This window comes from Pseudomonas sp. Marseille-Q0931, assembly GCF_940789645.1.
Lineage (GTDB): Bacteria > Pseudomonadota > Gammaproteobacteria > Pseudomonadales > Pseudomonadaceae > Aquipseudomonas.
The window spans coordinates 36,549-62,040 of sequence record NZ_CALNWT010000004.1 but is presented as its reverse complement, the minus strand read 5'-3'; the positions used below and the strand labels follow the sequence as shown (position 1 = coordinate 62,040).

Sequence of the window (25,492 nt, the reverse complement as noted above, 5' to 3'; positions counted from 1 at the left end):
AGGTCGGGGTCGCGAGTTCGAGTCTCGTTTCCCGCTCCAAATAAACGAAAACGCCGCTCATCTGAGCGGCGTTTTCGTTTCTGTCGTTTGCAAAGGCAAATCTAAAGGCCCGCCGGTTTACCGTGCGGGCCTTCGTCTATTGGCCGATCAGTGCTTGGCGCCGTCGGTGGGTAGGGCCAGCAACTGTTTTTCCTGGTTCCAGTCGAACGGCTCGTCGTTCTCTTCGGCTTCGAAGCGACGTTCATCGAGGGTCTGGTACAGGGCGATTTCCTCGTCCGGCATGAAGTGCAGGCAATCGCCGCCGAAGAACCACAGCAGGTCGCGCGGTACCAGATGGGCGATCTGCGGGTAGCGATGGAATACCTGGCTGATCAGGTCCTGGCCCAGATACTGGCTGGATACCGGATCACGCGGCAGTTCTGCGAGCAGCTCGTCGTAGCGCTCGAGGAACAGGGCATGGCTGTCGTCGAGCACCTGTTCGGCTTCGCCCAGGGCGACGAGAATGCCGCGCAGGTGGCTGAGCAGGGCGAGGTGGTGTTCCAGATGGCTGGCCATGGTGCAGTGTCCTGAAGGCAAAACGGGCGCAGGAGTATAGAGTTCCTGGCGCCCGCTGTCCTGCATAGCTGGCCTTCGTGGGAGGGGCTTTCGGCTCGGGCATCCTGCTTCGCTCTACCTCCTGCATCCCTGCAGTCGTAGCCGCGAGCTTCTTGAGTCGCGGTAAAGCCCCTCCCGCTAGCCGTTTGCGTCAGCGCACCTTGCCACTCGCCAGCGTGAGCTCTTCCTTGGCGAAGTCATCGACATCGATCACCCGGCGGCGCGCCGCTTCGGCTGCTTGCAGGCTTTGCCCCTGCTCGCCATCGAGAATGCCGGCAGCGATCGCTGCTGCGATGGCGTCCTGGCCCGGCGCCGGTTGCAGGCTGCCGTCCTTGAGCGCCTGGTGCAGGCGCTTGCGTGCATCGTGGCTGGCCTGTACCAGGTTCAGCGCATGCTGGAGGGCGCCGACCGAATCCTGATCGGCTTGTGGGCGGTAGCAGCCTTCGAGCACCGATTCCAGTGCCGGGTCGCCAGCCTGGCGGCCGATGATCGCGGCCACTTCGGCGTCCAGCTCATCGCTCGGCCCCTGGTGACGACGGCCCAGCGGGAACATCAGCACCTTGAGCAGGCAACCGAACAGGCGGTTGGGGAAGTTGCTTAGCAGGTCATCGAGTGCCTGCTCGGCATGATAGAGGTTTTCCTCCATGGCCCAGCACAGCATCGGCCTGACGGATTCCTGGTAGTCCAGGTCGTGGTAGCGCTTGAGCGCCGCCGAGCCCAGGTAAAGGTGGCTGAGCACGTCACCCAGGCGCGCAGACAGGCGCTCGCGACGCTTCAGGTCACCGCCGAGCAGCATCATGCTGCTGTCGGCGCACAGGGCGAAGGCCGCGGCCAGGCGGTTGAGGGCGCGGTAGTAGGGCTGGCTGAGGTCGTCACCCGGCACGGTGCCCAGGCGGTTCAGGGTCAGGCCGAGAAGGAAGCTGCTGGCCGCATTGCTGACGGCAAAACCGATATGGCTCATCAGCAGCGAGTCGAACTCGACCTGCGCTTGGTCCTTGTCCTCGCGGTCGGCCAGGGCCATTTCCCTGAGCACGTACGGATGGCAGCGGATGGCGCCCTGGCCGAAGATCATGAGGTTGCGCGAGAGGATGTTGGCGCCCTCGACGGTGATGAAGATCGGCGCGCCCTGCCAGGAACGGGCCAGGTAGTTGTTCGGGCCCATGATGATGCCCTTGCCGCCGTGCACGTCCATGGCGTGGGTGATGCACTCGCGACCGCGTTCGGTCAGGTGGTACTTGAGCACCGCCGACAGCACCGAGGGCTTCTCGCCCAGGTCGACGGCATTGGCGGTGAGGATGCGCGCGCTGTCCATCAGCCAGGCGTTGCCGCCGATGCGTGCCAGTGCTTCCTGGATGCCTTCGAATGCGGCCAGCGGCACGTTGAACTGCTCACGCAGCTGGGCGTACTGGCCGGTGGCGAGGCTGGTGAACTTGGCCGCGCCGGTGCCGACGGCGGGCAGTGAGATGGAGCGACCGACCGACAGGCAGTTCATCAACATCATCCAGCCCTTGCCGAGGTAATCCGGCCCGCCGATCAGGTAGTCGAGGGGAATGAACACGTCCTTGCCCGAGTTCGGCCCGTTCATGAAGGCAGCGCCCAGTGGCAGGTGGCGACGACCAATCTCCACGCCGGGTGTGTCGGTAGGGATCAGCGCCAGGCTGATGCCCAGGTCTTCCTTGTCGCCCAGCAGGTGATCCGGGTCGTAGGCCTTGAAGGCCACGCCGAGCAGGGTGGCCACCGGGCCGAGGGTGATGTAGCGCTTCTCCCAGTTCAGGCGCAGGCCGATCACTTCCTCGCCGTTGTGCTGGCCCTTGCAGATGACGCCGGTGTCCGGCATGGCGCCTGCGTCGGAGCCGGCCAGCGGGCCGGTGAGGGCGAAGCAGGGGATGTCCTCGCCGCGTGCCAGGCGTGGCAGGTAATGATTGCGCTGCTCTTCGGTGCCGTAGTGCAGCAGCAGCTCGGCCGGGCCGAGAGAGTTGGGCACCATCACGGTGGAGGCCAGGTCGCCGCTGCGTGTGGCCAGCTTCATCGCCACCTGCGAGTGGGCGTAGGCAGAGAAGCCCTTGCCGCCATACTCCTTGGGAATGATCAGGGCGAAGAAGCCGTGTTGCTTGATGTGCTCCCAGGCTTTCTCCGGCAGGTCCATCTCCTGGCCGACCTGCCAGTCGCTGATCATCGCGCAGAGTTCTTCGGTGGGGCCGTCGATGAAGGCCTGTTCCTCTTCGGTCAGCCTGGCCTTGGGGTAGGCCAGCAGCTTGTCCCAATCCGGTTTGCCACTGAACAGCTCACCATCCCACCACACGGTGCCGGCTTCGATGGCGTCGCGTTCGGTGGCCGACATCGGCGGTAACACGCGCTGGAACCAGGCGAACATCGGGCCGGTGAACAACTGCCGGCGCAGATCACCAAGCAGGATGAAGGCAGCGACTGCGCCTGTGATGATCCATAGCAGCAGTTGCAGCCAGCCAGGTACTGGGCTGAACAGGGCCATGGCCACCAGGTAGGCCGCGGTGATGCCGAGGGCGGGGCGGGCGGCGGTACGACTATGGGCCAGGTAGATGACCCCGAACAGCAGCACCAGCAACCAGATGACGAGCATGTGCATTCCTCCATGATTCGAGCGGGCGACGCCCCGAGCATAGCCATAAATGGCGAGAGGGGCGGTGAGCTTGGCCGGATCGTCGTGAGCATCGCGCAATCGGCGGATTAGACTGAAGCGAACTTCAGGAGCCCCGTCATGCAGATCTATCTTCGCCCCGGCCGCTTCATTGACAGTGACCATCCATTGGTAGTCGAGTTCGCCGAACGTTGGCGTGGCGCCTCACGAGAACCAATCAGTCAGGCCGTGGCCCTGTATCTGGCGGTGCGTGACGAGATTCGTTACAACCCCTATGCCTTCAGCCTCGATGCGCAGACGCTGAAGGCCAGCCACGCGCTGACGGCCGGGGAGTCTTACTGCGTGCCCAAAGCCAATCTGCTCGCGGCATGCGCAAGGTATTGCGGCATTCCCGCGCGTATCGGCCTGGCCGATGTGCGCAATCACCTGTCGACGCCGCGCCTGCTGGAGTTGCTGCGCAGTGAGGTGTTCGCCATGCACGGCTACACCGAGCTTTACCTGGACGGGCGCTGGGTCAAGGCCACGCCTGCGTTCAACGAGGCGCTGTGCCGCGTATTCAAGGTGGCGCCGTTGGAATTCGATGGCGTGCATGACAGCGTCTTTCATCCCTACAACGAGCGGGGCGAGCGCTATATGGAGTACCTGCAGGATCACGGCCAGTTCGAGGATCTGCCGGAGCAGCTGTTCTTCGCGCATCTGCGGGGCTGCTATCCGCATCTGTTCGAGGCAGGCGCCCTGCAGCTCAGTGGCGATATGCAGCGTGAGGCCGTTATCGACTAAGTCGATAATCAACATCGCCAGGATGGTCTTTTTTCTGCGCGTCAGGGTCGGTAGGGTGCATGCCAGCACAGAGTGGGCGAAACACGCGGTTGCAATCGAGCGTCTTCGCCCACATCTATAAAGACTTCACTCTCGCGCGGGAAATCCCATCTTCATGAGCTCCGCCCTGACCATTCGCCAGTTGACCAAGACCTACGGAAACGGCTTCCAGGCCCTGCACGGCATCGATCTGGACGTCGCCGAAGGTGATTTCTTCGCTTTGCTCGGCCCCAACGGCGCCGGCAAATCCACCACAATCGGCATCCTCTCCACCCTGGTGAACAAGAGCAGCGGCACGGTCAGCGTGTTCGGCCATGACCTCGACCGCGAGCCTTATGCGCTCAAGCGCTGCCTGGGTGTGGTGCCGCAGGAATTCAACTTCAACCAGTTCGAGAAGGTGTTCGATATCGTCGTCACCCAGGCTGGCTACTACGGCATTCCGCGTTCGATCGCCAAGGAGCGCGCCGAGCAGTACCTGACCCAGCTCGGCCTGTGGGAAAAGCGCGACGTCGCTTCGCGCGAGCTGTCCGGCGGCATGAAGCGCCGCCTGATGATCGCCCGCGCCCTGGTGCATCAGCCGCGCCTGCTGATTCTCGACGAGCCCACCGCCGGGGTGGATATCGAGCTGCGCCGGTCGATGTGGAGCTTCCTCACCGACCTGAACAGGCAGGGCATCACCATCATCCTCACCACCCACTACCTGGAGGAGGCCGAGCAGCTGTGCCGCAACATCGGCATCATCGACCACGGCCGCATCGTCGAGCTGAGCAGCATGAAGGACCTGCTTAAAAAACTGCATGTCGAGACCTTCCTGCTCGATCTGAAGGACTCCTACAGCGAGGCGCCGAACCTGATCGGCTATCCGGCGCGCCTGCTCGATCACCACACCCTGGAAGTGCAGGTGGAGAAGAGCCAGGGCCTCAATGCGCTGTTCCAGCAACTGGCGCAGCAGCAGGTGCAGGTGCTGAGCCTGCGTAACAAGACCAATCGCCTGGAGGAGCTGTTCGTCTCCCTGGTGGAAAAGAACCTGGCCAAGGTGGCGCAATGAATACCCAGTACCTCAACAGCGAGTTCGCTGCCAACCTGGTCGCCCTGCGTACCATCGTCCATCGCGAGGTGCGCCGTTTCGTGCGTATCTGGCCGCAGACCCTGCTGCCGCCGGCGATCACCATGGTCCTGTACTTCGTCATCTTCGGTAACCTGATCGGCCGGCAGATCGGCGACATGGGCGGCTTCACCTACATGGAGTACATCGTGCCGGGGCTGATCATGATGTCGGTGATCACCAACAGCTACGGCAACGTGGTGTCGAGCTTCTTCGGCAGCAAGTTCCAGCGCAACGTCGAGGAGTTGCTGGTTTCGCCGGTGTCGCCGCACACCATCCTCATCGGCTTCGTCGTCGGCGGCGTGCTGCGCGGCCTGGCGGTGGGTGTGATCGTCACCATCCTGTCGCTGTTCTTCACCCATCTGCAGGTGCATCACCTAGGCGTGACCGTACTGGTGGTGTTGCTGACGGCGACCATCTTCTCCCTCGGCGGCTTCGTCAACGCGGTCTATGCGCGCAACTTCGACGACATTTCGATCGTCCCTACCTTCGTGCTGACGCCGCTGACCTACCTGGGCGGAGTGTTCTACTCCATTACCCTGCTGCCGCCGTTCTGGCAGACGGTGTCGATGGGCAACCCCATCCTGCATATGGTCAACGCCTTCCGCTACGGCATTCTCGGGGTGTCCGACATCCGCATCGGCGTGGCCATCGGCTTCATGCTGCTGGCGACCGCCGCGCTCTATACCCTGTGCATTCGCCTGCTGGTCAGCGGTCGCGGCATGCGCCAGTGACGTGCCGCGATGAGGGATTTCTTCGCCTGATCGCGTAGCCCGGACGCAATCCGGGGCGCAATCCGGGCGCTTCGAAAGCATCGCGGCTGAAGCCGCTCCTACAGGTTTCACGATTCCGTGGGAGCGGCTTCAGCCGCGATTCTGCCGGGCACTGTCTACATCGCTGAACACCGATAAACCCTCTTCGCAACTACCCCATCCTGTGCCTGCCCACGCCAACACATAGCGAAATAACTTGTAAGGCTGGCGCCGACGCAGCAGCCGGTTAGACTCCGCCTCTACCAAGAAGAAGGGGCTGATCATGACCGTGCTGTTGCGTGCGCTTCCGTGGCTGTTGCTGGGCTTTTGCGCGTTGCCTGCAGGGGCGGCCGAGGGGCCGATGGTCGAGGTCGTGCCGGTGCGGCAGATGGAGGTGCGCGACGAGCTGATCACCTTCGGTTCGCTGCGTTCCGACGAGTCGGTGATGATTCGTCCTGAAGTGGAAGGGCGCCTGGCCTCCCTGCATTTTCGTGAAGGGCAGGCGGTGACCGCTGGCGACCTGCTGATCAGTCTCGACGACGCCATCGCCCGCGCCGAATTCGCCCAGGCCCGAGCCAATCTCGATCTGGCCGAGAAGAATCACCAGCGCGCGCAGATGCTGTTCCAGCGTGGCGCCAGCAATGCGCAGGCGCTGGACGAGGCGCAAAGCCAGTTGCAGGCTGCGCGGGCCAGCCAGGCCCTGGCTCAGGCGCGGCTCGACAAGACCCAGATCAAGGCGCCCTACGACGGCACGCTCGGCCTGCGCCAGGCTAGTGTCGGCGACTACCTCAGCGCCGGACAGAACATCGTCAACCTGGAGGTGCTCGACCCGCTCAAGGTCGACTTCCGCATTCCGCAGAAGGCCGTGGCCCAGGTGCGCTTGGGCCAGACCGTGGAGATCACACTCGACACCTTTCCTGGCGAACGCTTTCGCGGCGAAATCTTCGCCATCAACCCGCGCCTGGACGAAGCCGGGCGCAGCCAGGCGATCCGCGCACACATCGGCAACGATGATCGCCGTCTGCGCCCGGGCCAGTTCGTCCGCGTTTCGGTGATTCTCGAGGAGCGTCCCGATGCGCTGGTGATCCCTGAGGAGGCGGTGATGCCGCAGGGTGACAAGCTGCTGGTCAATCTGCTGGTCGATGGCAAGGTTGAGCGCCGCGAGATCACGTTGGGCAAGCGTTTCGATGGCCTGGTCGAGGTGCGCGAAGGTCTGCAGGGTGACGAGACGGTGATCAGCGCCGGCTGGCAGCGTGTGCGCGAGGGGCTTGCCGTGCGCAGCAAGAGCGGGGAGCGTCAGCCGTGACGCTCTCCGACGTCTGCATCCGCAGGCCGGTCTTCGCCACCGTCCTGTCGCTGATCGTGGTGCTGCTGGGCCTGATGGCCTATGACCGCCTCAACGTGCGCGAATATCCCAATATCGACGTGCCCATCGTCACGGTGCAGGTCACCTATCCCGGTGCCAGCCCGGAAATCATGGAGTCGCAGGTGGCGCAACCGGTGGAGGACGTACTGTCCGGCATCGAGGGGCTGGACTTCGTCACCTCCATCAGCCGTGCGGAAAACACCCAGATCACTGCGCAGTTCCGTCTCGGCCGCAGCGCCGACGAGGCGGCCAACGACGTACGTGATCGCCTGGGTCGCGTGCGTAACCTGTTGCCGGATGAAGTGGACGAGCCCATCGTGCAGAAGGTCGAGGCCGACGCCCAGCCGGTGGTGTGGATCGCTTTTCACAGCCAGCAGCACAGTGCGATGGAGATCACCGACCTGCTGGAGCGGGTGATCAAGGATCGCCTGCAGACCATTCCTGGCGTATCGGAAGTGCAGGTGCGCGGTGCACGTACCTTCTCTATGCGCATCTGGCTCGACCCGGAGAAGCTCGCCGCGCACAACCTCACCGTGCAGGACGTCGAAGACGCCCTGCGCCGACAGAACGTGGAAATTCCAGCAGGTCGCATCGAGTCGCGCGAGCGCGAATTCAGTGTGTTGTCGGAAACCGATCTGCGCACGCCGGAGCAGTTCAACGAATTGATCCTTGATGACTCGCAAGGTTATCTGCTGCGTCTGTCCGACGTCGGCCGTGCCGAAGTGGGGCCGCGCGACGAGCGGTCGGTGGTGCGCTTCAACGGTTTACCGGCGGTGACCCTCGGCCTGGTCAAGCAGGCGACGGCCAACCCGCTGGATATCTCCGACGGCCTCGCGGCGGCCTGGGACGAGGTCAAGGCGCTGCTGCCCGACGGCATGAAGATGACCGTGGCCAACGACAACTCGCAGTTCATCCGCGAGTCCATCGATAACGTCTTCACCACCATCTGGGAAGCCGTGGCGCTGGTCATCCTGATCATCTTCATCTTCCTGCGCTCGCTGCGCGCCACGCTGATCCCGCTGGTGACCATTCCGGTGTCGCTGATCGGCGCCTTCGCCCTGATGTCGCTGATGGGCTTCACTATCAACACCCTGACGTTGCTGGCCATGGTCCTGGCCATCGGCCTGGTGGTGGACGACGCCATCGTCATGCTGGAGAACATCCACCGCCATATCGAGGCGGGGATGAAGCCGGTGCAGGCCGCTTTCAAAGGCAGTCGCGAGATCGCCTTTGCGGTGATCGCCATGACTCTGACCCTGGCTGCGGTGTTCGCCCCGATCGGCTTCATGCAGGGCACCACCGGCAAGTTGTTCACCGAGTTCGCCTGGACCCTGGCCGGCTCGGTGCTGGTATCCGGTTTCGTGGCCCTAACCCTGACGCCGATGATGTGTGCAGTCATGCTCAAAGCGCATGAGCACGAGCAGCGTCACGGTCGCGTGTACAACCTGATCGAGGGCTTCCTCAACGGTCTTACCTACAGCTACAAGCACAGCTTGGACCGCGCCCTGCGCGCCTGGCCGCTGGTGTTGGGCGTGCTGCTGGCCGCCTTCGTGCTCTGCGCCTGGCTGTTCGGCGGCTTGCGTTCGGAGCTGGCGCCCACCGAGGACACCGGCACCATCGTCGGCGTGTTCAATGGCCCCGATGGCGCCACCATTGACTACACCGCACGCTATGCCCGCGAGGTGGAGGCTGCTTATGCCAGCATCCCCGAGACCAATCGCTATCTGGTGGTGGCTGGCTTCCCCACCGTGGCCCAGGGCATTTCCTTCATGAAGCTGGAAGATTGGGCCGATCGCACGCGCACCCAGTTCGAGATCCGCAATGAATTGCTGCCGAAACTGCAGGATATCGCCGGCATGCGCGTCACCCCGGTCAACCGCCCGCCGCTGGGGCAAAGCGCGCGCAACCAGCCGATCAATTTCGTCATCCGTTCGTCCATGGAATATGCCGAGCTGCAGGGCTATGTCGAGCAGTTGATGGAGCGCATGCGCGACTATCCGGAGCTGGAAGGGCTGGACAGCGACCTCAAGCTCAACTCACCGCAGCTCAAGATCACCGTCAATCGCGAGCAGGCCGCCGCCGTTGGCACCGATGTATCGGTGATCGGGCGCAGCCTGGAAAGCCTGTTCGGCAGCCGCCAAGTGACCCGTTTCAAGCAGAACGGCGAGCAGTACGACGTGTTGGTGCAACTGGAGGATATCGACCGCAGCAACCCGCAGGATCTGAATCGCGTCTACGTGCGTGACCGCGACGGCGGCATGGTGCAATTGTCGAACCTGATCGAATTGCGCGAGACGGTTGCGCCGCGCGAGCTCAACCACTTCAACCAGTTGCGCGCGGTGACCATCAGCGCCAACGTCGGCACCGGCTACACCCTGGGCGAGGCCCTGAATCATCTGGAGGTGGCTGCACGTGAGGTGTTTCCGCCGGAGACGCAGTACGACTACACCGGCACCTCGCGGGATTTCAAGGAGTCCAGCTCGGGCATCCTGCTGATCTTCGCCCTGGCGCTGGCTTTCATCTTCCTGGTGCTGGCGGCGCAGTTCGAGAGTTTCAGCGATCCGCTGATCATCCTCTTCAGCGTGCCCCTATCGATGGCAGGCGCCTTGCTGGCGCTGAAGCTGTTCGGCGGCACCTGGAACATCTATTCGCAGATCGGCCTGGTGACCCTGATCGGCCTGATCACCAAGCACGGCATCCTGATCGTCGAGTTCGCCAATCATCTGCTGCGTGAGGGCAGGGCACTGCGTGAGTCGGTGATTGAGGCCTCGGTGCAGCGTCTGCGGCCGATCCTGATGACCACCGGCGCGATGGTCCTGGGTTCGTTGCCCTTGGCCATTGCCACCGGCGCCGGTGCCGAAAGCCGCCAGCAGATCGGCCTGGTGATCGTCGGCGGGCTGCTGGTCGGCACCTTCTTCACGCTTTATGTGATCCCGACGCTATATCTGCTGCTGCGACGCTGGGCGCCGCTGCGCAAGATCGAGGACGAGCAGGTGGCTGTCTGAGTCCTGTAGGAGGCGCTTTAGCGGCGAGCTTTTGATGCTGTCGCGGGTAGAGCCCTTCCACGGCGCTTAGCGACTGATTACTGTGGTAGGAGTGAGCTCTACTCGCGAAGCTTCTGGCTGTAAGACGTTTCGCGAGCAGAGCTCCCTCCTACAGGTGGCCGGCGTAGTGCTTCACGCGTGCGGCGCGGCGGTCAACCCGCTAAACTCGCGCGGTTTTTCGCCACACTGGATTGCGCGCCATGCAGCACCCCGCCGAACATTCCCCGCTGGGCAAGTCCAGCCAGTACATCGCCGAGTACAGTCCCGAGCTGTTGTTCCCCATCTCGCGTACCACCAAATGGGCGGAGCTGGGCCTGGATGGCGCCAACCTGCCGTATCAGGGCGTGGACTACTGGAACTGCTACGAGCTGTCCTGGCTGCTGCCGTCCGGCAAGCCGGTTGTGGCCATCGGTGAGTTCGCCATTCCTGCCGACTCGCCGAACATCATCGAATCGAAGTCCTTCAAGCTTTACCTCAACTCGCTGAACCAGTCGGCTTTCGCCAGTTGGGACGAGTTGCAGGCCACCTTGGTTCGAGATCTGTCCGCTGTAGCCGGCAAGCCGGTGGCGGTGCGTCTGCGTTCGCTGAGTGAGGTGTCCGCAGAGGGCGTGGCGACGCTGCCGGGGCAGTGCATCGATGAGCTGGAAGTCAGCGTCAGCCAGTACGATCACCCGCAACCCGAACTGCTGCGCTGCGATGCTGGTCGGCTGGTGGAAGAGAGCCTGCACAGCCACCTGCTCAAGTCCAACTGCCCGGTCACCGGCCAGCCGGACTGGGGCAGCCTGGTGGTCGAGTATCATGGCGCCGCGCTGGACCACGCCAGCCTGCTGGCCTATCTGGTGAGCTTCCGCCAGCACGCGGACTTCCATGAGCAGTGCGTCGAGCGCATCTTCCTTGATCTGCAGCGACTGCTGCAGCCGCAGACACTCACCGTCTATGCGCGCTATGTGCGCCGCGGCGGGTTGGATATCAACCCCTACCGCAGCACCGAGGCGATCACCCCGGACAATGCTCGCCTGGCGCGGCAGTGATCCAAGAAAAATGCCGCCATTTGGCGGCATTTGCTTGAGTGCTTGGGCTCTATCCGCGATAGAGCATCAGATACCCATATTGGCCAGGCTCTGCATGATGTTGCGCAGGGTGCCGGCGAGGGTGGGATGACTGGCTTCGAAACGTTCCACAGCCAGATTGACGCCATCGACCAGCGTGGCGTCGGGCGCCGCCGCGGCTTCGCGCGCCAGCTGTACTTCGATTTCTTGCGTCAGCAGGTAAAGCGATGCTCGTTCTTCCTCGCTGAGCGGCGTGTCCTGGGCCAGGTGCTGCTGGAGGGCTTCCAATTGCTGCTGCAGGTCGTTTGCTGGCATAGAGTTCTCTCCTTGTCGAATCGGCATAGACATTGACTCCCAGTGTCGCTGGAAGTTTTCAGCCGTATCTGAAGGTTAATCCAAGCCCGCCGGCTTTGCCTGATCCCGGTCAAGCGCTCAGGGCTTTTCGCCCTTGCTGCGGCGTATGCCGATGTCGTCGAGGCTGGCCTGGATTTCGCCCAGGTGATCGACCACCGAGTGCACACCCAGACGATAGAGTTGCAGCGTGGCCTCGGCGCGCAGGCGTTCCTGCTCGTTTGCACCGAGCGCTTGCCAGTCAGCCGGGGCGTAGCCGCACAGTGGCCCGCAGGCGGCCAAGCCGATGGTCCAGCAACCGGCATTTAGGCCTGCCTGCAGCAGCAGAGGATTGCCGCTGACGACGATGCTGCCATCCAGGCGCTCGACGCCCAATTGGCTCAGCGCCTGCCAGCAGCTATCTGGCGCTGGCCAGGGCCTGGCCTGGTGGCTGATCACCGCCTCAATGGGCGCCGGCAGTGCCTGGGCCAGGCTCAGGCTGGCATCGGCTGGTAGGTCGTCGAGCCAGGCGCACGGGGTGCCGTAGCTATGCAGGATTTGCAGCAACTGTGCGGCGCCTGGGGTCAGTTCGGTATGCGCGCCTGCGACTTCGCCAAGGATCTGCTCCAGCGCCTGCAGTTGCCCGGCAGTTGCTGGTTTGCCCAGGCAGGCTTCCAGCGCCTGTTGAGGGGTGCCCGAGACGGGCTTGCCGGCGTGTTCGGGGTGCAGCCGCTGCAGTGCGACAGGCAGCGTGCGGGCACCGAAGTCGACCAGGCAGCCGGACAGTTGAAAGATCAGGGCAGTGCAGGAGAAGGGCATGGGATCATCCGTGGCAATGGCCTAGGCCAATCTAGCGCCTGCGGATGACCGAAAGATGACTGTCAGATGACGCCGAACAGGGCGCGCACATGCTCGGGCAGCGCCACCGACTTGCCGCTGCCGTGATCGACCCATACCAGCTTGCAGTAACCCTCGCCGTAGCTCGTCAGCGGATCCTCGACCGTACTCAGGCGATGCTCGATCACGACACTGCTGCGTCCTACTGCGCCAGCTCTCAATTGCACCACCACGGTGGCGGGGTACACCACGGGTTTGAGGTAGGTGTGCTGGGTCTGCAGCACCACCGGACCGAATGGCACATTGCTCATCGCCACGCCGGCCAGCTCGAACCAGGCGACGCGGGCCTCTTCCAGATACTGCATGTAGATGATGTTGTTGACGTGCCCATAGCTGTCCATGTCGCCCCAGCGTACGGGGATGTGTGCGGTGTGCAGCAAGGTTTCATCGGTCATCGCTTTTCTTCGCTATGCTGCCCAATACAGGCTTCAGGCTTTATACTACGCGGCCTTCGGGCCGCTGGCGGTGGCCACCTTATTTCCCTCAAGGAGAGACTTCAATGCATGTGATCGGTGCTCGCTGGATCGCGCGCCTGGGTGGCCTGATGGCCCTGGTTGGCCTGAGCCTGCTGCCTGCGATGGGCCAGGCCGCTTCGGAGGACGATCCTTGGGAGGGCTTCAATCGCCCAATCTTTCGTTTCAACGATACCCTCGATACCTATGCGCTTAAGCCTGTGGCGCAGGGTTACCGTGCGGTTACGCCGCAGTTTCTCGAGGACGGCGTGCACAACGTCTTCGGCAATATCGGCGACGTCGGCAACCTGGCCAACAACCTGCTGCAAGGCAAGCTGCATAACGCCGGTGTCGATACCGGTCGCCTGATCTTCAACACCACCTTCGGCCTGCTGGGCTTCTTCGATGTGGCCAAGCACATGGGGCTGCAGAAGAACAACGAAGATTTCGGTCAGACCCTCGGCGTCTGGGGCCTGGATAGCGGCCCGTACCTGGTGATCCCGTTCCTCGGCCCGAGCACTGTGCGCGATGCTGCCGGGCGAGTACCGGACAGCTTGCTGACCCCGTATCCGTACATGGATCACGTGCCGACCCGTAACGTCACCCGTGGCGTCCAGGTCATCGACACCCGGGCCAATTTGCTGCAGGCCGAGCGCCTGATCAGCGGCGACAAGTACATCTTCATCCGCAACGCCTACCTGCAGAGCCGCGAGTACAAGATCAAGGATGGGCAGGTCGAAGACGATTTCTAAGCATCTGATGAGCTCATCGCTGCGTAAGCAGCACCCCGTAGATACGAAAAAGGCGGCCCTCGAGGCCGCCTTTTTCGTAAATGCAGATTTCAGCTCATGGAGATGATCGCCAGGCCCAGCGCCTGCCGACCGTCGCCCAAATCGCTTACCCGGACCACCTCGGCCTGGGCATCGAGACCGGCCAGCTCGCTGTGCTCGGAGGGAATGTGAACCTTGACCTTGTCACCCATGCTCAAGGCCACTTCGGCCTCGATTTGCATACCGGTACTGGAGAGATCCAGGCACAGTGCAGGAAATTCCCGGCCAGCGTGATGGAGGACGACTGCTGCTTCCAGTCGCATGCGGATGTAGTCGCGCTTCTCGCTGTACGCTCGATCATTCTGACTCATGGATCCTGCCTCTTCTTATGAACTCTCCCGCGGCCCTTATAACTCTCGTCGATTTGACCTGTAAAGCCGCCGAACGACGACCGGTCCCGGCTTGAATCGGCCGGCAGATGGGAGTACCGTCTGCCCCTTGAAATCGCCCCTGACGCCATTGATGCGGCGCCGCGCCACGGGCAGTGACCAAAATTGCCCTGGCGCAGTTTGCCTGGATACCCCATGCACAAAACCAGTGCCACTTTGCTGATCATCGACGACGACGATGTCGTGCGTGCAAGCCTCGCGGCCTACCTCGAGGACAGCGGCTTCAAGGTGCTGCAGGCCAACAACGGTTTGCAGGGGCTGGAGATGTTCCAGCAGGAAGGCCCCGACCTGATGATCTGCGACCTGCGCATGCCGCAGGTCGACGGTCTTGAACTGATCCGGCGTATCAATGCGCTCGGCGTTGAAGTCCCGGTGATCGTGGTTTCCGGCGCCGGCGTGATGAACGACGCCGTCGAAGCCTTGCGTCTCGGTGCTGCCGACTACCTGATCAAACCCCTTGAAGATCTCGCCGTGCTGGAGCATTCGGTGCGCCGCGCGCTGGATCGCGCACGGCTGCGCGTCGAGAACCAGCGTTACCGCGAAAAGCTCGAGGCGGCCAATCGTGAGCTTCAGGCCAGCCTGCATCTGCTGCAGGAAGACCAGAACGCTGGCCGCCAGGTGCAGATGAACATGCTGCCGGTGACGCCCTGGCAGGCTGAAGGCTTGAATTTCGCGCACCAGATCATTCCGTCGCTGTACCTGTCCGGCGACTTCGTCGATTACTTCCGTATCGATGAGCGGCGCATCGCCTTCTACCTGGCCGATGTTTCCGGTCACGGCGCCTCCTCGGCATTCGTCACCGTGCTGCTCAAGTTCATGACCACCCGGCTGCTCTACGAGTGGCGGCGCAACGGCACGTTGCCTGAATTCAAGCCTTCCGATGTTCTCGGTCACATCAACCGCGGCCTGATCAACTGCAAGCTGGGCAAGCATGTGACCATGCTCGGCGGGGTGATCGACGATCAGAGCGGCATGCTCACCTACAGTATCGGCGGACACCTACCGCTACCGGTGCTGTTCGAGAATGGCCAGGCGCGTTACCTGGAGGGCCGCGGCCTGCCGGTCGGCCTGTTCGCCGAAGCCGAATACGGCGATCTGGTGATGGAGCTGCCTGAGTCGTTCAGCCTGACTCTGCTTTCGGACGGCATTCTCGATCTGTTACCGGGTGATACCTTGAAAGAGAAGGAATTGGCGTTGCCACAACTGGTTAGCCAGGCTGGCGGTACGCTGAGCGGTTTGCGTCAAGTTCTCGGTCTGGCCAATCTGGGCGAGATGCCGGATGATATCGCCTTGCTGGTGTTGAGCAGGAACCTTGCATGAACCCTGGGATAAGCCCCGGTCGCATCCAATTTGCCGAGCAGGATGGAACATTCGTCCTGAAGTTCGTCGGTGAAGTCCGTCTGACCCTGTGTTCAGCACTGGATGCCACGATTGAAAAGATTTTTACCGCGTTGAATTTTTCGGCCATCGTCATCGACCTGACCGAAACGCGCAGTATCGACAGTACTACGCTTGGTTTGCTGGCGAAATTGTCCATTTTGTCGCGGCAGAAGGTTGGCCTGTTGCCGACCGTTGTCACCACTCACGACGACATTACCCGCCTGCTGGAGTCCATGGGCTTCGATCAGGTGTTCAATATCGTCGATCGGCCGATTCCATGCCCGGAATGCCTGGACGACCTGCCGTCGCAGGATCAGTCCGAAGAAGTGGTCAAGGCCAAGGTGCTGGAAGCGCACCGCATTCTGATGGGGCTCAACGACTCCAACCGTGAGGCGTTTCACGACCTGGTCAGTGCGCTCGAACGGCACTGAGTTCTCGATCAGGCTTTGTAGAATTGAAAGGGGGCGTCAGCTTGGCTGGCGCCCCTTTTCGTTCAGGCCTTGGCGGCCAGCAGTGCTTCGAGCTTTTCCTGATCGCGGGCGAACAGGCGGATGCCCTCGGCCAGTTTCTCGGTGGCCATGGCGTCTTCGTTCAAGGCCCAGCGGAAGGTGCCTTCGTTGAGGCTCTGGCGAGGCTCACCGGCGGCGCCGGGCCGCAACTGCCGATTCAGCTGGCCATCGTCCTCGGCTAGTTTCTGCAGCAGTTCGGGGCTGATGGTCAGGCGGTCGCAGCCGGCCAGTGCCTCGATCTGGCCGAGGTTACGGAAGCTCGCCCCCATCACCACGGTGTCGTAGCCGTTGGCCTTGTAATAGTCATAGATGCGCGAGACCGACTGCACGCCCGGATCTTCGCTGCCCGCGAAGTCACGGCCCTCGGCCTTCTTGTACCAGTCGTAGATGCGGCCAACGAAAGGCGAGATGAGGAACACGCCGGCATCGGCGCAGGCCTGCGCCTGGGCGAAAGCGAACAGCAGGGTTAGGTTGGTCTGTACGCCGGCTTTTTCCAGTTGCTCGGCGGCGCGGATGCCTTCCCAGGTAGCGGCGATCTTGATCAGTACGCGGTCGCGGCCGATGCCGGCTCGCTCATAAAGGCCGATCAGGCGTTCGGCACGGAGCAAGGTGGCATCGGTGTCGAACGAAAGGCGTGCATCGACTTCGGTGGAGATGCGCCCGGGAATGACCTTGAGAATCTCCTGGCCGACGGCTACCCCGAAATGATCGCAGGCCAGGCCCTGATCTCCCTTGCCAGCATCGATCGCCTGGCGCAGCAGGTCGGCGTAGCGGGGCAGGGCGGCGGCCTTGAGCAGCAGCGAGGGGTTGGTAGTGGCATCCACCGGTTGCAGGCGGGCGATGGCGTCTAGGTCGCCGGTGTCGGCAACCACGGTGGTGAACTGCTTGAGTTGTTCCAGCTTGGAGGTCATGACGAGGCCTTGTCGTTGCAGGTGGCATGACCTTACCCGAGGTGCCGAAGGCGCTCAACGGTCGGGTCACTGACAAAATTTACCTTTTCAGAGCTGAGGTTTTTGTCGGCTCGTTCGTCTTTATCTATGACGGCGCATCGAAATGCGCCGGAGTCGGTGGAGTCCGACTTTAGACGAGCCGCCAAGGAGCCCGAATATGTCGACCCAAAGCCTGCCTTCTCGTTCAGTTTCTGCAGGGCCGGATGCACGCCAGTGCCGTGAGTGGTTGCAGGCCGTCGGGCTGCGTTTCAGCATGCCGCGCCTCAAGGTAGTGGAGGCGCTGTGCAGCGCCAACGACGAGCAGGGCGTATCGGCGCGCGAGTTGCACCGACAACTGAGCGAGGCTGGCGAGCCGCTGTCGCTGGTCAGCGTGCGCCAGGTGCTGCGCCGCATGGAAGAAAACGGCCTGGTGCAGACCACCGGGCGCAGTCGCTATCGCCTGAGCGCTCGGGCTTAATGCCCGCGTAGCAGATCGGCTGCCTGGTCGAGTAGACCCAGCGGATCCTGCACCTTGTGAATGTCTACCGACAGCAACTGACGGAAGCGCCGCGCACCTGGGAAACCCTGAGCCAGCCCCAGCACATGACGGCTGACATGATGCAGCGTGCCGCCTTCGCGCAGGTGCTGCTCGACGTAGGGTTTCAGCGCGAGCAGGGCGTCCATGCGGGTGATGCCGGCGTCCGCGCTGCCGAACAGGCGGCTGTCCACCTGCGCCAGCAGATAGGGGTTGTGATAGGCCTCGCGGCCGAGCATCACGCCATCGAAGGTCTGCAGGTGTTGCTCGCATTCCTCCAGAGTCTTGATGCCGCCGTTGAGAATGATCTCCAGATCCGGGAAATCCTGCTTGAGCTGCGCGGCCACGTCGTAGCGTAGCGGCGGGATCTCGCGGTTTTCCTTCGGCGACAGGCCTTCGAGAATGGCGATGCGAGCATGCACGGTGAAGCTGCGGCAGCCGGCCTCGCGCACCTGACCGACGAAGTCGCACAGCTCGGCATAGCTGTCACGGCCGTTGATGCCGATGCGGTGCTTGACCGTCACCGGGATGCTTACGGCGTCCTGCATGGCCTTCACGCAGTCAGCCACCAGCGCCGGGTGACCCATCAGGCAGGCGCCGATCATGTTGTTCTGCACGCGGTCGCTGGGGCAGCCGACGTTCAGGTTCACCTCGTCATAGCCGTGTGCTTCGGCCATCTTCGCGCAGGTGGCCAGATCCTGCGGGTTGCTGCCGCCCAGTTGCAACGCGATGGGATGCTCGCATTCGCTGTAGCGCAGGAAGCGCTCGCGATCACCGTGGATCAGCGCACCGGTGGTGACCATCTCGGTGTAGAGCAGGGCGTGGCGCGACAGCTGACGGAGAAAGTACCGGCAGTGACGGTCAGTCCAGTCCATCATCGGGGCAACGGAGAAACGGCGGGACAGGGCAGGTCGCGTGGTTACTGGCTTTGAGGCTGATTCTAGAGGCATTTGTTTAGATCGGTTAAAGGCCAAAATGGCTTATTTCTGCCCGTTTTTGCGCATGTGGTGCTAAAATTTAGCACTGGTAAATGCATTTTTAGCACTGATGGTGAGCGATGTGGGAACGATCACTCGGCGCGTGAACAAAAGCGGGCAGACCAAGTACACGGTTCAGATTCGGCTGCGCCGCAAGGGAGTCATAGTCTACCAAGAAAGCCAGTCCTTCGACCGTAAGCCGGTTGCTCGCGCTTGGATGATGAGGAGGGAGGCCGAACTGGCGTTGCCAGGCGCTCTTGAAAAGGCTTCGCGGGAGGATGTGCCGCTCAAGAAAATCATTGAGCGCTATCTTGATGAATACGAGCTGATACGTCCGCTCGGAAAAACCAAGCGGGCTACCTTGAAAGCGATCAGCGAGACCTGGCTAGGTCAAATTGCTGATGTCGATCTGTCGAGTCAAAAATTAGTCGAGTACGCGCAATGGCGGATGAGCCAGGAGGGAGGTGGTGTTCAGGCTCAGACGGTTGGAAACGATCTTGCACACCTTGGCGCTGTTTTGTCAGTCGCTAAGCCTGCCTGGGGATATGAGGTTGACGCGAGCGCGATGGCTGATTCGCGCAAGGTGCTGCGTAAGCTGGGTATGGTGTCTCGAAGTCGAGAACGTGATCGGCGACCTAGCATGGATGAGTTGGACAAATTGCTCACCTATTTTTTTGATCTCCAAGCGCGCAGGCCAAGCGCGATACACATGCCTAAGGTCATAGCTTTCGCGATTTTCTCTACACGCAGGCAGGAAGAGATCACTCGGATTCGCTGGGAAGATCTGGATGAGCGGCGGCAGGCGGTGCTTGTTCGAGATATGAAAAATCCCGGACAGAAGATTGGTAATGATGTCTGGTGTCATCTGCCGGATGAGGCCTGGCGGATTGTTCAGAGTATGCCTAAGTCTTGCCGAGAGATATTCCCTTACTATTCGGACTCAATTTCTGCGGCGTTCACTCGTGCTTGTAAGTTTTTGGCTATCAAGGATTTGCATTTCCACGATCTGCGCCATGACGGCGTGAGCCGGCTATTCGAGATGGAGTGGGATATACCGAGAGTTGCCAGCGTATCAGGGCATCGCGACTGGAACTCCATGCGTCGTTATACACATTTGAATGGGCGAGGAGATCCTTACAAGAACTGGTCTTGGCTAGAGAAGATAATCGGGGCCCCTGTGGTGCTCGGGGCGCGTATAGAGCCTGAACCCGCAGAAGACAGAAAGGGTGTGCTTCAGGCTAGGCGTCGTCGATCCATCAACTGATCCTGCTCTCTGATTGCGGCCTCGCGCTGTCTATCGAGGTAGGCAGCGAGATCTTCCAAATGCACGCCGAGATTGGCCTTCTGCGAGTTAGCGCCCAGTCGCATCACCGGAAGATCTATTTCTCCCATCAGACGCTTGCGTTTGAACTTGTCCACCGAAAGGCCGAGGAAATCTCGGCATACCCATTCGATAGGAATTACGGCTTGTCCGTCGTACTGAGCCATTAGCAAAAACAGTGTCTTCATTGCTCCATGCCATAGCGCTATTTCAATCGGATTCAGCTTATTGGTGCTAGGTCTGATGGCAAACAAGCTAAGTCGTAGATGGGCGTGCGGGCCGGTAATGCCTTGAGTATCGTCGGTGCCGTGGATCCAGCTCGCCAACGGCCCGGCAACGCGCCTGAACTTGTTGACGAGCTGGATCCGCTGCAGGCGTTGCTGGAATGAATGGGGCCTCAAGAGGGCTGAGACTGATGCTGCCTGGGTTTACGAAATGCGGGAAATGCTCACTGATGGTGAGCATTTTCTGGATTTTATAAACCTGTCGACCCGGAGGTATGTGCCTGCCCCTTGGTGTGTATTCAACGTCCGTGACGTCGACCGATGCCAGCGTCAGTCGAGGCGCTTGCGGATTTCGTTGAATGCCCGCTGAATTATTTTCTCCTGATTGGGATCGATCTCAAGTTCTGCGCATATTGAAGACCACCCGGAGAGCACATCAAGGGTTTGCTCGATGTAAAGATCCGGATCCAGATATCGGAAAGCAGCGCAGACTTGTTTGAGGTTTTTACGTGTTGCCAGCCCGGAGCCGTTGAAAGAAGTCGTGTGCTCGTCCGCGAAACCCTGGACAGGGGCGTAGGTCAGGTCATAGGCCGGAGCTAACGTCCACCGTCCTTGGTCGTGTAGGAATGCGAAGTTCTTGGCGTGATCATCATGGTTGTGGGTCAGCGCATTAAAAACCATGAGTCTTGCCATGCGCTCTACCTCCGCTGCATGGTTGGTGACCGCGTGGGTTGTTTTCAAGAGATCTGAATAGTCCAGTGAGGGCGCGCGGTGATCTGCATAGAGAATACCGCTGGCAGTCATCATGTGGAGTTTGCTATTGCCGTGTCGGTCGAAACGTTGGGCAGCAAAGAATCGCTCGGTGCCGTTTGCAGAGCTGACTGTGAGCAAGTCGCTCGCAGCCATCTTCACTCCAGCACGTTCTGCCAAGAGCGCGTAGGCATATTCGATGGTGCCGGTATCACGATGTTCGGTTGGTGATCGGAATTTCACTAGCCAGTGTTGGTAGCCGGCTGGGAGCTGCCGGAAAGATGTATTGCATTGTTTTCTATCTGGGGACAGTGCAACGACGACCTTGGGGAGAGCGCCGGCAGGGGAGCCACCAGCGAGGCGCAGAGCATCAAGAATGGACGAGGTGTCTCCTTCGTAGACCGCCTGGGACTCCTGGTAGAGCTGGGCCAGATCAATATCATCTTCACCGGTGGCGTGCTCAAGCACCGGGCGATATTCCAGTGCACCCATGCCCCTGTCTGCCATGTAAGCCAGCCGATCGAGCGGGGAAATGTGTCTACGGTCTATGCCATGATTGGCAAGGAAATAACGATCCATTAGCAACATGCCCCATCCGTCCGGGAGGGAGTCGGCAATCGCGCCTGGTAGGCCTGCGAAAAGGACTGGATCAGCCGCTTTCTGGGGTTGGGTTGTGAAGTCCATGTTCAGGGGTGACAGATTGAAGCCTTGCGCCACCCACTGTGGATGATAGGCAAAGTACATACCCTGTCGACTGGCAACCAGCTCACCGACCGGCGTGCCTGCGAGCAATACCTCTACGGTGTTTATGGATTTCATTGGCGCCCCCGGGTACGTCCTGTTTGTTTGATTTCTTCAAGCGAGACAGGCCGCTCATGCTTGAACAGTTCAGCGATTTGGCGTGTTGCACCAAGTGCTGTAGCGATGAGCACCAGAGCATCAAGGGTGATCTGCCCAGTGGACTCGAATCGCTTGATGGTCGATTCTGAAACACCCGCCATCTTCGCCAAGGATTTGCGGGAGAGGTTCTGTGCGAGTCGCGCTTCTCGAGCGTTGGCGCCGATCTTCTGGGTCAGTTCGCCTGGAGCGAGCAGAGAATGGGTTAGGGCCAAGGATAAGCCTCGTATAATGGTTCATTATAGATCCATTATACGTCATTATGGCTATTATTGGTTCAAATATGGCCTATTGTTTTTTGCCTGACCTAGATTGATCTGGGGTGGAGACACCGCACGCCCTGGCCTTCAATGCTCAAGCGGACTGTGCTGTCATAAGTCTGTTCCAGTCATCAATCCGCATGATCGTGAGGATTAAAGGTGGTGGACCATAGATAGCATTGAAAACCTCACGATCTTGAGGATTTTTATCAATTCAGTCCGGCGCATGAAAAAATCCACTTTCCGCTTTTAGCGTGGATCGGTGGTTTGTGGCGCAGCGGGTAGTGCAGGCTTGTTAGTTCTTTTGAATACCCTATCCCTCGCCATGAAAGCTTCCAGCATGTGCGGGATGAGCGTCAGAGCGTCGACTTCTTCACCATAGGTTTGCGAGTGCAGCGCCGCGTAGCGCTCGAGGTCAGCCTTCAGGCTGGCCGGGCAGGTGAAGGTCAGCTTCAGGTTCTCGGTTTTCGGCAGCGGGCCGAGACGCAGCTTGGTCGTGCTCATTGCAGGCTCCTCTGTTGAGTGGAGAAAGGTTGAAAGGGGCGCAGTACCAGGTCGCGGTTGACGATCACGCGCAGGGGCAGCCCAGGGCGCTGGGTCAGCGTGGGCTGGATATCGAGGTTGCGGCGGGTGACCTCCTGGCCGACCTGGTTCACTGTGTCCTGCAGGCTGTCGCGCCCGGCGATGATGACGCGGTCGCCGTCGGTGCGGTTGGCCGGTGCCGCCAACTCGGCACCGATGCCCAGTAGGCTGGTCATGGCCGCGCCGGCGACGATCCGATTCCAGTGCCAGTCGACGCCATCCTCGAGGCCGGCATAGCCGGCGGCGTCGGTACCAACCAGATTGTCGAGCTGGAAGGACGAGGTGTCCGGCAAGATCACCCGCTGCCATACCACCTGCACGCGGCTCTGCCCGTAGTTCACCTGGCTGTTGTAGCGACCGAGCAGGCGGGCACCTTGGGGGATCAGCACGTGTTCACCGGTGGCGCTGTCATAGACCGGCTCGGTCACTGTGGCGATCACGTCGCCGGGTAGATCCGACTTGATGCCAGTTACCAGTGCTGCCGCGATGACGGTGCCGGCCATCACTTGGTAGGGCGATTCAGGCATCTGCAGCAATCCGGAATTACGGATTTGTGCGTTTACGGATTTACTGAGAAACGCCTCGTTCCGCTCCTGCTGCGTTGGTGTTCCTGCGGCGGCTACTGCGCCTGACGAAGCCATACCCAGAGCCGGGGAATCGAGTTGAGCGCCACTAACAGATGCGACGTTCGATTTCCGCGCGCTGCTGGTCTGGAAAAACACCGAGGACTGCGCTGCTTCCTCAGCTTCCTTGAGCAGGGCCAGGCGCTCTGCTTCGACGGCATCTGGCCCATGTCCATAACCTTGCGCCTGCTGCTCCGCCCTGAGGATTGGCCCGCCCAGATCGCCGGGCAGCGGCGGGCCCAGTTGCGGCACCTCGGGTGCAGGGGGAGGCGGCAGCTGCGAGTAGTCTGCCGGCAACTGCTCCAGCCCCTCGGAGCGTGCCACGCGGTCGACGTTGTATAGCTCGTTCGGCTCGGCGCCCTGGCGGCGCTGCTGCGGCTGCAGCGACCACAGCATGGCTCCGAGTACTGCAGCCGATAGGCCGCCGACCACTACCGCCAGCATGCGCGGATTGAGGCGAGTGACCGGGCGCGGCTTGGCGCGCAGCTCCAGCGACTCCGGCGCTTCCTTGGGCGGTAGCGAGGTTGCGGCGGTTTGTTTGTCGTCCTTGGCCGTCATGCTCAGGGCCTCCGTGCCACGCCATCGGTGCGCTCAATCCGCACCACGTCACCCTTGTCGGCGCCCAGGCGCAGCTCGGCTGCGCCGAATAGACGGTCGACGATGTAGTAGGGCGAGCGGAAGCGATAGTTGACCAGCTGTCCATCACCTTCGGGGCCAATTACGAACAGCGGCGGCAGCTCGCCTTGGGCGATACCGGCGGGGAACTGGATATACACCTTGCGGCCGTCATCGAAAGCGCGCAGCGGTTTCCAGGGTGGATTGCTGCCGCTGATCGCATAACGAAAGCGCAGCTGCTCCAGCGTTAGGCCGGCATCCACCGGCGCTGCGGCCTGGGCGATGCTGGCGCGGCGTTGCAGGGCGAGCATGTGATCCTTCGGATAGTCCCAGGACACCGACGCCATCCAGGCCTGCTCGGTGGAACTCAGCTCGATCAGGTAGGTGCGGCGCGTGGTGGTGATCACCAGGTTGGTCTTGAGGTCGACCCGCGTCGGCTTGATCAGCACACTGGTGCGCAACTCGTCGCTGCTACCACTGGTAGTGTCGCCGACGATCCAGCGCACGGTGTCGCCGGCGGCCACAGTGATCAACTCTTCGCCGGGCTGCAGGTTGATCGCGGTCACCCGTCCTGGGCTGGCGTATACCTGATACAGCGCGCCATCGGAGTAGGGCCAAACCTGGATGGCGTTGATATAGCCTTCCCGACTCGGCGCGACTCGAGCGTCGCGATTGGCGCGCGAGACCCGCACGCGCTCGTCGGCCGGTTCCTTGGCCGGCTTGCTGCGCTGAGTTTCCGGCAGTGGCTTGAGCTGTGCGGGCAGGGCCAGGGGCTTGGGTACTTCCACGACCTCGATGGGCTTGGGCGGTTCCGGCAGGCGCTGCGCTTCTACCGGTTCATCCAGCTCGATCACTGGCGGCTGCTGGCTGGCACAGCCGACCAGCACGCTCAGCAGCAGAGGGCATATACAGAGGTTAAGGGAGGTTTTCATGGTTTCTTGGCTCCTTCCGTAGTGTCCAGCTCACGGCTCCAGGACAGGCCGTTGACGTAGATGCCGAGTGGGTTGCGGCGCAGCTTTTCCTCGGTGCGTGGAGGCTGCAGCACCAGCGAGATCACCCCCGTCCAGCGCTCCAGGCCGGCTGCCGCGCCATTCACAAAACGGCGTTCGATCCAGCGCACCTGGAACGAGCTGTCGCTGGCACGTACTACGCTGGTGACTTCCACCGACACCGACTCCTTGCCGACCCGGGTGAAGGGATCGTTGGCGCGGGCATAGTCGTTGAGGGTGGCGGCGCCGCGGTCGGTTGTGGAGTGATAGGCCTCCAGCCAGTTCTGCCGCACCACCACCGGGTCGATCGATAGCGAGCGCACCTGCTCGATAAAGCGCGCCAGGTGATGGGCGATTTGCGCATCCTGGGGCTGGTAGGGACTGGCGGCTTCGCCGACGGCGCGCACCTGGCCGAGGTTGTCGACCTCCACCACGTAGGGCGTCACCGTCGACTGCGCCGAACGCCAGACCAGTCCGCCAGCCATCAGCAGTGCCAGGCCCAGACAACCGAAGGCCATCAGTCGCCAGTTGCGTGCCTGCGCCAGGCTGCTGCCCATGCGCAGGTCCCAGGCCTGTGCCGCGGCCTGGTAAGGGGTGACAGGTTGAGGGGTGTCGCTGTAGCGCACCCGTGGACGTCTGAATCGCATCCTCGTCCTC

26 protein-coding genes are annotated in these 25,492 nt (G+C 61.7%); 11 read left to right on the top strand and 15 right to left on the bottom strand.

Annotated elements, in window-relative coordinates:
* Positions 1 to 147 precede the first annotated feature (147 nt).
* Both P3C50_RS11410 and P3C50_RS11405 read right to left on the bottom strand, forming a co-directional pair.
* The gene (locus P3C50_RS11410) at positions 148 to 555 is read right to left on the bottom strand and encodes a PA2817 family protein (RefSeq protein ID WP_275546097.1); all 408 of its coding nucleotides are present in this window, start codon (positions 553 to 555) and stop codon (positions 148 to 150) included.
* Positions 556 to 745: 190 nt separating this feature from the next.
* Complete coding sequence (locus P3C50_RS11405) at positions 746 to 3,193, bottom strand: acyl-CoA dehydrogenase (RefSeq protein ID WP_275546096.1); 2,448 nt, start codon at positions 3,191 to 3,193, stop codon at positions 746 to 748.
* A gap of 138 nt (positions 3,194 to 3,331) precedes the next feature.
* On the opposite strand from P3C50_RS11405, the gene P3C50_RS11400 reads away from it, so the two are divergent.
* The 6 genes from P3C50_RS11400 to queF all read left to right on the top strand — a co-directional run bounded on the left by P3C50_RS11400 (position 3,332) and on the right by queF (position 11,328).
* On the top strand, positions 3,332 to 3,991 hold the full coding sequence (locus tag P3C50_RS11400) for a transglutaminase-like domain-containing protein (RefSeq protein ID WP_275546095.1): 660 nt from the start codon (positions 3,332 to 3,334) through the stop codon (positions 3,989 to 3,991).
* Positions 3,992 to 4,145: 154 nt separating this feature from the next.
* Positions 4,146 to 5,078: an ABC transporter ATP-binding protein gene (locus tag P3C50_RS11395; protein ID WP_197856563.1), complete on the top strand. Its 933-nt coding sequence runs from the start codon at positions 4,146 to 4,148 to the stop codon at positions 5,076 to 5,078.
* A complete protein-coding gene (locus P3C50_RS11390) occupies positions 5,075 to 5,869 on the top strand; it encodes an ABC transporter permease (RefSeq protein WP_197856562.1) in 795 nt (264 codons plus the stop codon). Before P3C50_RS11395 ends, P3C50_RS11390 begins: the two co-directional genes overlap by 4 nt.
* Before the next feature lie 301 nt (positions 5,870 to 6,170).
* Positions 6,171 to 7,193, top strand: a complete 1,023-nt coding sequence (locus P3C50_RS11385; RefSeq protein ID WP_197856561.1) for an efflux RND transporter periplasmic adaptor subunit — start codon at positions 6,171 to 6,173, stop codon at positions 7,191 to 7,193.
* Positions 7,190 to 10,258, top strand: coding sequence for an efflux RND transporter permease subunit (locus P3C50_RS11380; protein ID WP_275546094.1), 3,069 nt, complete (start codon positions 7,190 to 7,192; stop codon positions 10,256 to 10,258). The genes P3C50_RS11385 and P3C50_RS11380 overlap by 4 nt, the downstream gene beginning before the upstream one ends.
* A 239-nt stretch (positions 10,259 to 10,497) precedes the next feature.
* Positions 10,498 to 11,328 carry an NADPH-dependent 7-cyano-7-deazaguanine reductase QueF gene (gene queF, locus P3C50_RS11375; protein ID WP_275546093.1) on the top strand — a complete coding sequence of 277 codons (831 nt, stop codon included), beginning with the start codon at positions 10,498 to 10,500 and terminating at the stop codon, positions 11,326 to 11,328.
* A gap of 66 nt (positions 11,329 to 11,394) precedes the next feature.
* Here the strand turns inward: queF and P3C50_RS11370 are convergent, their stop codons facing one another.
* The 3 genes from P3C50_RS11370 to P3C50_RS11360 form a co-directional block, all read right to left on the bottom strand.
* A complete protein-coding gene (locus P3C50_RS11370; RefSeq protein ID WP_161867802.1) occupies positions 11,395 to 11,661 on the bottom strand; it encodes a DUF4404 family protein in 267 nt (88 codons plus the stop codon).
* Between the two features lie 117 nt (positions 11,662 to 11,778).
* On the bottom strand, positions 11,779 to 12,495 hold the full coding sequence (locus P3C50_RS11365) for an HAD family phosphatase (RefSeq protein ID WP_275546092.1): 717 nt from the start codon (positions 12,493 to 12,495) through the stop codon (positions 11,779 to 11,781).
* Between the two features lie 62 nt (positions 12,496 to 12,557).
* Entirely contained in the window at positions 12,558 to 12,968 is a 411-nt protein-coding gene (locus P3C50_RS11360) for an acyl-CoA thioesterase (RefSeq protein WP_197856557.1), read from the bottom strand.
* A gap of 104 nt (positions 12,969 to 13,072) precedes the next feature.
* Here P3C50_RS11360 and P3C50_RS11355 point away from each other — a divergent pair, with 104 nt between their 5' ends.
* Complete coding sequence (locus tag P3C50_RS11355; protein WP_275546091.1) at positions 13,073 to 13,777, top strand: VacJ family lipoprotein; 705 nt, start codon at positions 13,073 to 13,075, stop codon at positions 13,775 to 13,777.
* 89 nt (positions 13,778 to 13,866) lie between these two features.
* Here the strand turns inward: P3C50_RS11355 and P3C50_RS11350 are convergent, their stop codons facing one another.
* Positions 13,867 to 14,166 (bottom strand): PilZ domain-containing protein, encoded by a 300-nt coding sequence (locus P3C50_RS11350; protein WP_197856555.1) that lies wholly within the window; start codon positions 14,164 to 14,166, stop codon positions 13,867 to 13,869.
* Between the two features lie 213 nt (positions 14,167 to 14,379).
* Here P3C50_RS11350 and rssB point away from each other — a divergent pair, with 213 nt between their 5' ends.
* On the top strand, positions 14,380 to 15,564 hold the full coding sequence (gene rssB / locus P3C50_RS11345; protein WP_275546090.1) for a two-component system response regulator RssB: 1,185 nt from the start codon (positions 14,380 to 14,382) through the stop codon (positions 15,562 to 15,564).
* Positions 15,565 to 15,572: 8 nt separating this feature from the next.
* Positions 15,573 to 16,055 carry an anti-sigma factor antagonist RssC gene (gene rssC / locus P3C50_RS11340; protein WP_024308595.1) on the top strand — a complete coding sequence of 161 codons (483 nt, stop codon included), beginning with the start codon at positions 15,573 to 15,575 and terminating at the stop codon, positions 16,053 to 16,055.
* Positions 16,056 to 16,117: 62 nt separating this feature from the next.
* On the opposite strand, the gene tal is transcribed toward rssC, so the two are convergent.
* On the bottom strand, positions 16,118 to 17,044 hold the full coding sequence (gene tal, locus P3C50_RS11335) for a transaldolase (RefSeq protein WP_275546089.1): 927 nt from the start codon (positions 17,042 to 17,044) through the stop codon (positions 16,118 to 16,120).
* A gap of 196 nt (positions 17,045 to 17,240) precedes the next feature.
* On the opposite strand from tal, the gene P3C50_RS11330 reads away from it, so the two are divergent.
* Positions 17,241 to 17,540 (top strand): transcriptional repressor, encoded by a 300-nt coding sequence (locus P3C50_RS11330; RefSeq protein ID WP_275546088.1) that lies wholly within the window; start codon positions 17,241 to 17,243, stop codon positions 17,538 to 17,540.
* Here the strand turns inward: P3C50_RS11330 and dusA are convergent.
* Entirely contained in the window at positions 17,537 to 18,547 is a 1,011-nt protein-coding gene (gene dusA / locus P3C50_RS11325; protein WP_275546087.1) for a tRNA dihydrouridine(20/20a) synthase DusA, read from the bottom strand. The two genes, P3C50_RS11330 and dusA, sit on opposite strands and share 4 nt — an antisense overlap.
* Before the next feature lie 109 nt (positions 18,548 to 18,656).
* Between dusA and P3C50_RS11320 the strand changes: the two genes are divergently transcribed.
* Positions 18,657 to 19,838 carry a tyrosine-type recombinase/integrase gene (locus tag P3C50_RS11320; protein ID WP_275546086.1) on the top strand — a complete coding sequence of 394 codons (1,182 nt, stop codon included), beginning with the start codon at positions 18,657 to 18,659 and terminating at the stop codon, positions 19,836 to 19,838.
* On the opposite strand, the gene P3C50_RS11315 is transcribed toward P3C50_RS11320, so the two are convergent.
* The 7 genes from P3C50_RS11315 to trbF all read right to left on the bottom strand — a co-directional run bounded on the left by P3C50_RS11315 (position 19,808) and on the right by trbF (position 25,482).
* Positions 19,808 to 20,083: a pyocin activator PrtN family protein gene (locus P3C50_RS11315; protein WP_017679279.1), complete on the bottom strand. Its 276-nt coding sequence runs from the start codon at positions 20,081 to 20,083 to the stop codon at positions 19,808 to 19,810. The two genes, P3C50_RS11320 and P3C50_RS11315, sit on opposite strands and share 31 nt — an antisense overlap.
* Positions 20,084 to 20,449: 366 nt before the next feature.
* Positions 20,450 to 21,688, bottom strand: a complete 1,239-nt coding sequence (locus tag P3C50_RS11310; protein ID WP_275546085.1) for a type II toxin-antitoxin system HipA family toxin — start codon at positions 21,686 to 21,688, stop codon at positions 20,450 to 20,452.
* On the bottom strand, positions 21,685 to 21,981 hold the full coding sequence (locus tag P3C50_RS11305; protein ID WP_275546084.1) for a helix-turn-helix domain-containing protein: 297 nt from the start codon (positions 21,979 to 21,981) through the stop codon (positions 21,685 to 21,687). Before P3C50_RS11305 ends, P3C50_RS11310 begins: the two co-directional genes overlap by 4 nt.
* A 294-nt stretch (positions 21,982 to 22,275) precedes the next feature.
* Complete coding sequence (locus P3C50_RS11300; protein WP_108232799.1) at positions 22,276 to 22,530, bottom strand: DUF2274 domain-containing protein; 255 nt, start codon at positions 22,528 to 22,530, stop codon at positions 22,276 to 22,278.
* Positions 22,527 to 23,789 (bottom strand): TrbI/VirB10 family protein, encoded by a 1,263-nt coding sequence (locus P3C50_RS11295; RefSeq protein WP_108232798.1) that lies wholly within the window; start codon positions 23,787 to 23,789, stop codon positions 22,527 to 22,529. The genes P3C50_RS11300 and P3C50_RS11295 overlap by 4 nt, the downstream gene beginning before the upstream one ends.
* A gap of 2 nt (positions 23,790 to 23,791) precedes the next feature.
* Entirely contained in the window at positions 23,792 to 24,778 is a 987-nt protein-coding gene (gene trbG / locus P3C50_RS11290) for a P-type conjugative transfer protein TrbG (RefSeq protein WP_108232797.1), read from the bottom strand.
* Positions 24,775 to 25,482: a conjugal transfer protein TrbF gene (trbF, locus tag P3C50_RS11285; protein WP_275546083.1), complete on the bottom strand. Its 708-nt coding sequence runs from the start codon at positions 25,480 to 25,482 to the stop codon at positions 24,775 to 24,777. The genes trbG and trbF overlap by 4 nt, the downstream gene beginning before the upstream one ends.
* Between the last annotated feature and the right edge of the window lie 10 nt (positions 25,483 to 25,492).